Source organism: Nonomuraea sp. NPDC052129 (assembly GCF_040680095.1).
Lineage (GTDB): Bacteria > Actinomycetota > Actinomycetes > Streptosporangiales > Streptosporangiaceae > Nonomuraea.
The window spans coordinates 30,581-40,869 of the sequence record NZ_JBFAVX010000057.1 but is presented as its reverse complement, the minus strand read 5'-3'; the positions used below and the strand labels follow the sequence as shown (position 1 = coordinate 40,869).

The 10,289-nt window shown below is 67.3% G+C and carries 13 protein-coding genes; 7 read left to right on the top strand and 6 right to left on the bottom strand.

Annotation, left to right across the window (positions count from 1 at the left end; genetic code table 11):
* Positions 1-569 precede the first annotated feature (569 nt).
* From AB0L53_RS57335 to AB0L53_RS57325, 3 genes are all read right to left on the bottom strand, one after another.
* Positions 570-1,118: a hypothetical protein gene (locus tag AB0L53_RS57335; RefSeq protein ID WP_364014936.1), complete on the bottom strand. Its 549-nt coding sequence runs from the start codon at positions 1,116-1,118 to the stop codon at positions 570-572.
* 305 nt (positions 1,119-1,423) lie between these two features.
* The gene (locus tag AB0L53_RS57330) at positions 1,424-2,122 is read right to left on the bottom strand and encodes a TMEM175 family protein (RefSeq protein WP_364014933.1); all 699 of its coding nucleotides are present in this window, start codon (positions 2,120-2,122) and stop codon (positions 1,424-1,426) included.
* Between the two features lie 33 nt (positions 2,123-2,155).
* Entirely contained in the window at positions 2,156-2,959 is an 804-nt protein-coding gene (locus AB0L53_RS57325; protein WP_364014930.1) for an alpha/beta hydrolase, read from the bottom strand.
* A 114-nt stretch (positions 2,960-3,073) separates the two neighbouring features.
* On the opposite strand from AB0L53_RS57325, the gene AB0L53_RS57320 reads away from it, so the two are divergent.
* A complete protein-coding gene (locus AB0L53_RS57320) occupies positions 3,074-3,715 on the top strand; it encodes a TetR/AcrR family transcriptional regulator (protein WP_364014927.1) in 642 nt (213 codons plus the stop codon).
* Positions 3,716-3,731: 16 nt separating this feature from the next.
* Here AB0L53_RS57320 and AB0L53_RS57315 read toward each other — a convergent pair whose 3' ends face one another.
* Entirely contained in the window at positions 3,732-4,721 is a 990-nt protein-coding gene (locus tag AB0L53_RS57315) for a DUF5937 family protein (RefSeq protein WP_364014924.1), read from the bottom strand.
* 122 nt (positions 4,722-4,843) lie between these two features.
* Between AB0L53_RS57315 and AB0L53_RS57310 the strand changes: the two genes are divergently transcribed.
* Entirely contained in the window at positions 4,844-5,698 is an 855-nt protein-coding gene (locus AB0L53_RS57310) for an isocitrate lyase/phosphoenolpyruvate mutase family protein (RefSeq protein WP_364014921.1), read from the top strand.
* On the opposite strand, the gene AB0L53_RS57305 is transcribed toward AB0L53_RS57310, so the two are convergent.
* Positions 5,692-6,531, bottom strand: a complete 840-nt coding sequence (locus AB0L53_RS57305) for a helix-turn-helix domain-containing protein (protein ID WP_364014918.1) — start codon at positions 6,529-6,531, stop codon at positions 5,692-5,694. The two genes, AB0L53_RS57310 and AB0L53_RS57305, sit on opposite strands and share 7 nt — an antisense overlap.
* 50 nt (positions 6,532-6,581) lie before the next feature.
* Between AB0L53_RS57305 and AB0L53_RS57300 the strand changes: the two genes are divergently transcribed.
* The 5 genes from AB0L53_RS57300 to AB0L53_RS57280 all read left to right on the top strand — a co-directional run bounded on the left by AB0L53_RS57300 (position 6,582) and on the right by AB0L53_RS57280 (position 9,302).
* Positions 6,582-7,544: an NmrA family NAD(P)-binding protein gene (locus AB0L53_RS57300; RefSeq protein WP_364014915.1), complete on the top strand. Its 963-nt coding sequence runs from the start codon at positions 6,582-6,584 to the stop codon at positions 7,542-7,544.
* Between the two features lie 121 nt (positions 7,545-7,665).
* Complete coding sequence (locus AB0L53_RS57295; protein WP_364014912.1) at positions 7,666-7,848, top strand: hypothetical protein; 183 nt, start codon at positions 7,666-7,668, stop codon at positions 7,846-7,848.
* Positions 7,842-8,111 carry a sigma factor gene (locus AB0L53_RS57290; protein WP_364014909.1) on the top strand — a complete coding sequence of 90 codons (270 nt, stop codon included), beginning with the start codon at positions 7,842-7,844 and terminating at the stop codon, positions 8,109-8,111. Before AB0L53_RS57295 ends, AB0L53_RS57290 begins: the two co-directional genes overlap by 7 nt.
* A gap of 14 nt (positions 8,112-8,125) precedes the next feature.
* The gene (locus tag AB0L53_RS57285; RefSeq protein ID WP_364014907.1) at positions 8,126-8,380 is read left to right on the top strand and encodes a hypothetical protein; all 255 of its coding nucleotides are present in this window, start codon (positions 8,126-8,128) and stop codon (positions 8,378-8,380) included.
* A 163-nt stretch (positions 8,381-8,543) separates the two neighbouring features.
* Positions 8,544-9,302, top strand: a complete 759-nt coding sequence (locus tag AB0L53_RS57280) for a class I SAM-dependent methyltransferase (RefSeq protein ID WP_364014904.1) — start codon at positions 8,544-8,546, stop codon at positions 9,300-9,302.
* Positions 9,303-9,314: 12 nt separating this feature from the next.
* Here AB0L53_RS57280 and AB0L53_RS57275 read toward each other — a convergent pair whose 3' ends face one another.
* Positions 9,315-10,142, bottom strand: coding sequence for a hypothetical protein (locus AB0L53_RS57275; protein ID WP_364014901.1), 828 nt, complete (start codon positions 10,140-10,142; stop codon positions 9,315-9,317).
* Between the last annotated feature and the right edge of the window lie 147 nt (positions 10,143-10,289).

Sequence of the window (10,289 nt, the reverse complement as noted above, 5' to 3'; positions counted from 1 at the left end):
CTACGACGAACCATTACAAGATCCCTGTATTCCGCAGAACCGGCGCGTCTACCCCAAATCAGACTCAAGGCTCAACGCCAGGCGTGAATGGATACTGCGGGCCGTGCCTAACCACGGCATGTCCTCGAACCGGCCGCCGAGCACGCGCACACAGGATTCATGAGGTCAACAAACAGCCGGCGGCCACGCCGCTTGCTGGGCTGCTCTCTACGCCCTGGCGCTCTTGCAGTCGTCCCCGGACGACTCCTCGAACAGGGCTGATTTTAGAGTTTAGGCCGGTCAGCAGGCACCCGGAAGCCGGCGCCCACACCCATGGCGCAGTCAGCGGCGAATCTTGAAACAGGCCCGCTGTCCGCTTCATTCGCTTGACCTTTCTACGACTGCCCACCGAGAAGACTCGGATGGTCAGGCGCGATGAACCGCACTTCGCCACCACTGTCGATGTAATTCACCCCGAGTTCGACCGCCCCGGCGCAGGATCGCCAGGGCCGTCTCCCGGCTGGGCCGATCACCCTGCGGCCAGCCGGTCAGCCGGGCTGGGGTGCTTTGGCCGCTGTCTTGATCGCAGGCTAATGGCGCGGGATATTGTCTACGCGGGAATTGGTCGTCCCTCGGCGGGCCAGCAGGACGAGGCCGATCGCTTGCAGCGTCGCGGCAACGCACAAGATGAGCGCTCCGAGCGGAAGCCACCCGGCGAACCGATGAGGGAGCCCGGTGGCACCGCCGTCACCGACCATGGTCGACACCCACCTGCTCAGGGTGACCAGGACGGTGAGCGGATACATCACCCACAAGGCGCCCGACAGAACCAGCATCCCGATCTTGATCCGCCCTCGTGACCAGGGCAGCAGAAGGGTGATGACGCTGAGGAAGACTGTGACAGCGCCTGCTGGAAATGTCAGCTGTTGTACTGTGCCTCGGATCCCGACCAGATCCTCTGCCAGGCCCCCGGGATCCATGATCAGGTCCGCGCCGGACCTGGTGTTCATCTCCATGTTGTGCTCGACGGTCCCACCGACGGCGTACTGAATCGCGATATGGAGGCCGACCGTGTAAACCGCTGAAAGCACAAGCCCCAGCACCAGCAGAATCGGTCCACGCCATGCAGCCGCGATCATGTGATGTCGCCGCAAGCCGTCACCACATGCCCGCGCAGCCTGAAACACGATCGAGAAGCCAGAAACTCGCCGGACCCACGCACGGAGCAGTTGCCTCCTTCAGAGGTTTAGTGATTTTAGCGAATGGGCCGAGGACATGGATGCCGAGCGGCGGAGCGGCCTCTCTTGCTATCAGCACTAAAGAGAGCGGTGGACGCCAACTTCGAGGTGCTAAGGCCGATCGCCACCGCCGCCACCGTCATCCCCGCCACCGATGTGCTGCGGTTGTACACCGTCGCGATCGTGGCTTGCTTCCGCAGCCCAGTTCACGGCAGCGGGGTCGACGGTCCATTCGGCAGCCCGCGCATGATCAGGGGCTTTATCACACGTGCCGCGACGAACAGCAGCAGCCAGAAGAACTTCGCGGCGGTGACGTCGACGAAGGCCACCGGGATGGACAGGAGGAAGACGGCGGTCGCGGCGATCGTGCCGAGGGTAAAGGAGCGGACCCATCGGGGGGTGGCCCGCTCCTGGTCGAACAGGCCGTGGCGGGCGCAGTGGTGAACCATCAGAGCCAGCACGAAGGAGATCCCGGCGATCAGGACAGAGTACAAAATCGTGCCGAACCGGAGATCGGTGGCGCCGAGGACGCGGGTCGCGAACGGCAGCAGCACGATCATGAGCAGCCAGCTCAGGTTGAGCACGGTCAGGCGGGCGTCGACCCGGTGAACGTACCGGAAGAGCTGCTGGTGGCTGTACCAGAGCCGGGCAGCCACCACGAAGCTGATCACGAAGATCAGGTAGTCGGGAGACAGGAGGTCCAGGAAGGAGTGCCAGATCTCGCTCTCGGTCCGGCCCTCGGGCACCGGTAGCTCCAGCGCGAGCAGGGTGAGCGCGATCGCGATCACCGCGTCCGAGAAGAAGATCACCCGGTCCCGCACGTGCCGTCGGTCCTCGTCGCCGGTGTCGTGGGCGGGAACCGCGGTGGTCGTCGCGAGACGTTCAGGGGTCTTTTCGCTGTCCATGCTGTCCTAATAGGGGGCGAAGGTCTGCGTTTCCTAGCGACCTTCGGCGAACTGCCGCAGCGCGGGAGCGAGCACGTCGGCAGTGGTGCCGTGGTTCTCGCCCGGTACGGCGCGCAGAGTCGCGGTGGGCAGGAGATCGGCCAGCGCCCGGGCCCCGGTGATCAGCCACGGCATGGTGCCGGTGCCGTGCATGACCAGGACGGGAACGGTCACCGCGGCCCAGCGGTCGCGGGGCAGCGGAGCGCCGGACATGGTGGTGCCCATGATCCGCCCGTCGTAGGCGATGGTGTGCGCCACCTCTTCCACGGCGGGCCAGAACGGGGCCTGTCGCATACCGGCGACGGCCTCGGCGGGAACGCCGGCCGCCGCGGTCATGAACAGCTCCACCGCGTCGCCAGGACGGCCATCTGCGACGCAGGCGTCGAGCCGCTCGACGTAGTCGGCCGGCAGCGGCGGGCGGCTGTCGTCGACGACGAACGGCGGCTCGAACAGCGCCAGCCGGGTGATCGGCAGGCCGGCGGCGGCGGCGTGCAGGGCCAGCACGGCCCCTGAGGACCAGCCGAACACCATGGCCGACCCGCCGGCGTGGTCGATCAGGGCGGCAAGGTCCTCGAACTCGCGCTCCACCGCGTACGGTGCGGTGTCGGTGCTCTCGCCGCGACCACGGCGGTCGTAGGCGTAGACCCGGAACTCCTCGCGCAGCAGCTGCCCCACCTCACCATTGGTCGGGTTGACCATGCGATGGGCGGTGGCCCCGTCGATCATGATCAGTGGCTGGCCGTCGCCCCAGACGTCGAAGGCGATCTCAGTGCCGTCCTTGGACTGGACAGTGCCCACCTTGGTTCCTCCAAGTCGTACCGTACGGTACTGTACCGAAACGGTGAACAGTACCGTACGGTACACTCCAGAGGCTGTCAACGTTCGCCCCAGCGCGAACCCTGGAGGGCCTAAATGCCGCAAGCCGCAGACACGCACGCGCAGACACGGCGCCGGATCATGGATGCGGCGCTGGAGGTGTTTCTCCGTGACGGCTACGTCGGGGCCAAGACCGACGAGATCGCCTCTGCCGCGGGCGCGTCAAAGCAGACGATCTACAAGCATTTCGGGCCGAAGGAGAGCTTGTTCGAGCAGATCGTGCTCGACCGCCTCGTCGGCATCGATCAGATCTTCCGCAACGCCATGGGCGACCTGGCGGCCACGGACGATGTCGAGACCACCCTGCGGGCGGTCGCGCGCCAGTTCGTCCACGCCCTCACGCAGCCTTCGCACCTGCGCGTACGCCGCCTCGTCATCGCCGAAGCCGGCCGTTTCCCGAAACTGGGCCACGCCTACTTCGAGGCCGGCCCCGAGCGCGTGCACACCGCGCTGGCGTCCTGCCTCGAGCAGCTGACCGGCCGCGGACTGCTGCGTATCGACGATCCCGTCCTCGCGGCCAACCACTTCACCTGGCTCGTCTCCTCGATCCCGGTCAACAAGGTCATGCTCTGCGGCGACGACATCCGCTTCGCCCCATCCGAGCTCGACCACTACGCCGATGCCGCCGTCCGGGTCTTCCTCGCCGCCTACCGCACGCCCGGGGCCGACACCCAATGAAGTCACCCAGCGGGTTTCACGTCTGTGCGGTGAGCAGGGCGTCGGCGAGGCTGGTGCGGGCGTAGAGCACCGAGCGGCCCGCTCGGTGGGCGCTGGTCAGGCCGGCGGCCCGCAGTGCGGTGAGGTGCTGGGACACGCCCGCCGCGGATATGCCCGAACGGTGGGCGAGTTCGGTGGTCGAGGCGGGTGAGTCCAGTTCGGCCAAGATCAGCGCCCGGGATCGGCCGATCACGGCGGCGAGAGCTTCCATGCGGTCATATGTCCGGCGCTCCCACAACGTGCCGATCCCGCGGGCCGGGTAGGCCAGCTGAGGTGGTTCCGATACGACGGACCGGGTGAGCACCCGCGGCCAGGCGAAGACCGACGGCACCAGGAGCAACCCGGCTCCCGTCTCGATCCTGGTGATGGCGCAATGCCGCTGAACGAGGCGGAGACTGCCGTCGGCCCAGCGCACCGTGTGATGCAGCTCGTCGAGCGCTTGGGCCGTACCCTGCTCGGCCACCTGTTGGCCTCGGTAGAAGATGTCCGCCTCCAGCACCGAGCGGATCCTGGCCCAGTAGGGCGCTATCGCGAGCCCCCAGTAGACCTCGATCTCCGCGACGATCCGCGGCAGGTATGCCCAAGGGGTCCGGCGAAGGCTCCGTAGCCGGAGGGAAAGAGGGGCGTCGCGGTCGGCGCCCAGACAGTCGAGGTCTCGCCGCACCTGCTCGGGGTCGGTGGCCTCGATGGCGGCCAACTCGTCGGCGAGGCCGGGGGACGCCGTCGCCGGCGCCGGGTTGAGAAAGTCGGGGAGGTGACCGATGGGCGGAATCATGTCGGCCAGCCAACCGCGATCGAGACCCGCCGCCGCGAGCCGCGGGCGTACCTGGTCGGCCCAGCCGCGGTGCGGGTCCGGCACCGCAGCGGCGGCCAGCGCTCTGAAGCTGGTGACGACTTCCCACATTGGCGAGATGGCGAACCGGGTCTCGGCCAGATCGTTCACCGAAAAGGTCAGCCGCGCCTTCATGCCGCCCCCACTACTTCCACGATTCGGTCCGAGCTTAATCAGTGGACGCTCGTTCCCCCGCCCGGCAGCATCCCGGGAGCAGGTGCCTCGGGAACCAGAACAACGCTAAGGCGGTCATGCACATGTCTGTAGACATCTCCCCTTCCACCGATGCCGCGGCCAAGGGGAAGGCCCGGCTGTTCCGCACTCTGAGCACCGAATCCGTGCTCGTGCTGCCGAACGCCTGGGACGCTGCCAGCGCGACGGTGATCGCCGCGGCCGGAGCCACGGCGATCGCCACGACCAGCGGCGGTGTGTCGTGGTCCCTCGGCCGTGGGGACGGGCAACAGCTCAGCCGGGGTGAGATGGTAGAGGCCGCGCGGCGCATCGTGGACTCCGTCGACTTGCCGGTGACGGTCGACGTAGAGGGAGGGTACGGGCCGGCTCCGGCGGATGTCGCCGCGACCGTGCGTGCGGTGGTGGAGGCCGGTGCGGTGGGGGTCAATCTGGAGGACTCCTCGGCCGTCGGCGGTCCTGTGTTCGGCGTCGCCGAGCAGAGCGCCAGGCTGCTCGCCGCCAGGGACGCCGCAGCCGCGGCGGGCCTGCCGGAACTGTTCATCAACGCGCGGACCGACGTCTTCCTGTTCGCGATCGGTGCATCCGATGGCCGACTGGGCGAGGTGCTGGCGCGAACGGCGGCATACGCTGAGGCGGGCGCCGACGGCATCTTTGTTCCCGGCCTGCTCGATCTGGAGATGCTGAGCGCTCTCTGTGCCGAGTCGCCACTGCCGGTCAACGCGATGGCTGTCGCTGGTGGACCGAGTGTCACCGAGCTCGCGCAGGCCGGGGTGCGCAGGATCAGCCTGGGCACTGGGCTGGCCCAGGCTGCCTACACCGCGGCCCTCAGAGCCGCCGCGGAACTGCTCGGCACGGGAGGTCTCACGGCACTGGACGGCTCACTGGACTTCAGCGAACTCAATGTCCTGTTCCGTCATTGATCGAGGCCAGGATGACGGCTCGTACTGGTGACCGAGGATTCGACACTCCGGCCTTCCTTTCCGCCGCCGGCGACGCGGCGGCGGCGGGCGCGCTGGCGGCAGGTCGGACCGCAGTAGCGGGGTGGCCGTCCGGTAGCCCGGACACGCAGCCGAGCACCGCATTCCTCGCAGCGTCTCTCGCTGGGGGCGGCGGTTTCGTGACGGCGAGGGGAAGGCGCGTCACGTAATTCACTGGCTTTCGTGACAGTAGGGGTACGCAATCCGTCCAGCAGCAGCCGCACCAGTCGCGTACCGCGGGCCAGGTCCCGGTGTGCCGAACGCAGTGCGGCGCCGCCGACGGCCAGCGCGGCCAGATCGTCGACCCGCACATCGGCGCGTATAGCACCGGCCTGTTTCGCGTCGCGCAGCAAGCGAGCCAGTGCCTCGTGGAACCGCTGCGCCGCGGCGGTCAGCATGGCGCGCGGCCAACCCTTGTCAGCGGTAAGGGCATCGCAGACGTGCTTGCGGCCGGCCAGCTTCTCGATCACTTCGAGCAGGAACCCGAACAGCGCGTCGCCGGGCGCCGCGCGGCCCGCCCATTCACCCGCGGAGACCACGAATCCCTGGACGTGTTCGGCGAGCACCGCCTCGACCAGGATCTCCTTGCTCGGGAAGTGCCGATAGACGGTCCCGGCGCCGACCCCGGCGCGATGCGCGATTTGGCCAAGCGACACCTCCAGCCCTTCCTCGGCGAACACGCGCATCGCGGTGCGCAGCACGATCTCTCGGTTGCGGCGGGCATCGGCCCGCCCGGAACGTGCCGCATCCGGTACTGGCGCCGGTGCTGCCGTCATGTCACGTAATCCTTGTCTGTGGCGTGGAAGTGGGTGGAGCATTCCGGATCGTGTCAGTATCCACCATCTCCGAATCCGTCGTCTCCGAAAAGGACGCCATGACCACCGTGACGCCGGCAAATCCCGACTCCCCCATCCTCGTCACTGGCGCCACTGGCAAGCAGGGCGGCGCCACCGCCCGGCGGCTGCTCGCCGGAGGGTGGCCGGTGCGAGCCCTGGTGCGCGACCTGACCACACCCGCCGCCGCCGCGCTGGCCGCCGCGGGTGCCCAACTCGTACGCGGCGACTTCGACGATCCGGCCAGTCTGCCGCCGGCACTCGATGGCGCCGCCGCCCTGTTCGGCGTACCGCCCCTGTCCTTCACACCCGTCGGATCCACCACAGATCTCGAAGTGGCCCGCGGTCGGGCGCTGATCGACGCGGCAGCCGCGGCGGGAATCAAGCAGGTGGTATTCAGCACCCTCGCCTCGACATCGACAGAAGTGCCAGGTTCAGCGGGGAAAGCGCTGATCGAACAGTACCTGCACGACCACATCGCGCTGCCTACCGTGCTGCGTCCAGTGCGTTTCATGACGAACTATCTCAGCGACGGGGCGATCGGCATCGACGGCATTTCCAACGGCGTACACCGCCACCTGTTTCCCCCGCACGAGCCCATGCAGATCATCGCGCTGGAGGACATCGCCGAATTCGCCGCGCTCGCGTTCGCGGAGCCGACCCGGTTCGCCGGAAGAACCCTGGAACTGGCCGGCGACGAACCGACCCCGGTCGAGGCCGCCGCCGCGATCACCGAGGCCACGGGCATTCCGGTCCGGTACGAGCGGGTCACCGATGAAGAGGCCGCCGCGATCAGCTCAGAGGTCGCCGCGATCAGGAAACACTGGCACACCGGTCACCAATGGCACGCCGACATCGAGTCGCTGCGCGTCATCCACCCCGGACTGCGTACCCTCACCGACTGGCTCACCGAATCCGGCGCCGCCGCCATCCGCGCCCACCTCACCGCTCCCTGACCCCGACGCCTGATCATGGTCGCCTCTTTCCCAGCAAAAGACCTCAGTGCCGACCTGTCGATTTCGTGACTCGCCGTTCGTCTTACTGCGCGACCAACCTGGTAGCAACGAGGAGGAAACGATGAAGTACGTCATGCTGATCTTTCAGGGCACCGCGCTTGAGGGACAGGCCGCGTTGTCCGAGGAGGAGCAGAAGCAGGTCTACGCCGACTACCAAGGGTTCAATCGGACGCAGGCCGCCCGCCACCCCGCAGCGCGCTACGGTGGCGCCATCGAGATCCGCCCCTCGGAGGTGTATTGGTAGCCACGCTCGAACAGGTCTTCCGCGAGGAGTGGGGCCGCGTCCTGGCCACCTTGATCGGCTTCCTCGGCGACTTCGACATCGCCGAGGAGGCCGCGCAGGAGGCGTTCGCCGTCGCCGCCGACCGGTGGCCACGCGACGGCGTCCCCAGCAACCCGCGCGCCTGGCTGATGACGACGGCTCGGAACCGAGCGACGGACCGCATCCGCCGCGACCGGGCCCTCACCACCAAATTCGGCCTGCTCGTCGCCGGCTCGGCCGCCTGACCGGCTCGCCCATCGTGGAGCTCAACCGCGCCATCGCCGTCGCCGAGACCGAAGGCCCCGAGGCCGGTCTGCGCGTCGTCGACCAACTGGGGCTCGACGACTTCCGCTACCTGCACTCGACCAGGGCCGAACTCTTGCGACGCCTCGGGCGTACCGAGGAGGCGCGTGACGCCTATCGACGTGCGAGACAACTCACCGACGACGGCGCCGAACGGCGCTTCCTCGAACGCCGGCTCACGGAACTGGCAGGCAGGACGGGCTCGGGTTAGTCTCCGGTCGGGAACTGTCCACATCCCAGCCGGCTTCGCCGGGCGAAGCCTGTGCGCCTGACCGCCACTTGAGGCATGACACGACACCGCATATCGTGCCGATGTATCCAGTCGATATATCGGGTCGATGGTTCGCCATGGCCCGGCTGACGCGGGAGCGGCGATGAGGCGGATCGACTACGACACGGAGCAGTACCAGGACTACGCGCGTGGCCGCGCGCTTACCGAGCGGCAGCAGCAGACATGGATCAGTGCCTTCGGAGCGGTGCTGCCCAAGGGACGTCCGCTGGTGGGGCTGGACGTCGGTGCAGGGACCGGCAGGTTCACCCCCGCGCTGGCGCGAGCGTTCGGGCCGGTCACTGGCGTCGAGCCGTCGGTCCGCATGCGCGAGATAGCACAGGCGCAGTCCCCGCATCCCGATGTGCGATATCTGGCGGGCTCCGCCGAGGACATGCCGGTGCCGTCCGCCAGTGCCGACTACGCTCTCATGTTCTTGTCCTGGCATCACGTCCAGGCCAAACCGCGGGCGGTACGGGAACTGGCCAGGGTGCTCAGGCCCGGCGGGCGGCTGCTACTGCGCGCGAATTTCAGCGACCACCATCCCAGGCCGTGGTGGCTGGAGCACTTCCCCCGCGGCTTCGCGGCGGACGCCGCGCTGTTTCAGCCGCTGCACGAGGTCATCGAGATGTTCACGTCGGACGGCTGGCGCGTTACCGCCTTCGGCACGGTTACCGAGCCGTCCGTCGGCACCCTCGGTGACATGCTTCAACGGCTGCGCCTGCGCACCCTTTCGTTCTTCGCTCAACTCAGTACGGACGAGCTGGAGGCCGGCTTCCGCCGCCTGGAGGAGGCGGTTGCCGCGAATCCCGCCGCGCCAGCGCCGGTGTTCGCTGAGCCGCTGCTCACGCTCGAACGGCGCTAGTTACGGCGCTGGTTAGAAGGGACCGCTCTCCGGATAGCCGGCCTTTATGACGGCCTTGCGGGTCTTCGTGTCGAGCTTCTTCTCGCTGATGACCTTGCTGGCCGCCGGTGCGGTGATCTTCACCTTGGTGCCCCAGCCCGAATACTTGGTATCGGTGTGGAAGACCATCTGGTCGTAGGCCGTACTGTCGTCGTCCGGGTAGGCCGTCGAGTCGACGACCGTGCGGGTGAGCAGGTTGTGTTGATCGAAGTACAGGTGGAACTCGACGTTGCCTTCCCCGGCGGACTTGTCGTGCCGGAAGTCAGTGAGTTTGGCGGTGCCCTGATATTCGCCGGTCGCCACTTCTGATGCGTTTTTCACCATGTACTGCAGTTCCGCTGAGGTGACGCCCATGCCGAGGACGGAATTTTCCTGGCCGCTGGCCCTCGACTGGATCCAGGAACGGCCGGAAGGCAGCGCCTTGGCGATGCCGGCGTTGGTCACGTAGGCGTTTCTGCCCTCAGCGATGACCCGGTAGGGAGGGTTGGGCCCTTGCTGGCGTGAGGACATGCGGACACGGAGGTCGGCAGCCGCTACATTGCCTTTGCCGAAAGCCAGGGTGCCGGCTGTGCGGGTGTTCACCCGTACCTGCATAGCCTGGTCGTTGGTGGTGAAATCGACGGTAATGCTGCTTGATTCGGTGATTTTTACGCCCTTGCCCGGGGTCAGCTGGGCCTTCAGGGCTTTCACCGGGTCCACTGGAGCGGCCTGCACGGATGCGACGGATGCCGCCTGAGCGGGTGCGGCCACCGCGCACACGGTCGCTGCCGTTGCTACGAGGCCTGCGAATAGGAGCTTCATCAGTGTCCTTGCTTGGGAGGATATAGCAGGGAAAAGAGTAAGAGGGTGGCGTTGGCGAGATAAGGGATTTCCTGTAACGATTCTGTGTAGACCGGTGAACCCAAGTGGTGGTGATAGCCCTCGATAAAGGCGGGCGGGGTAGTCCTT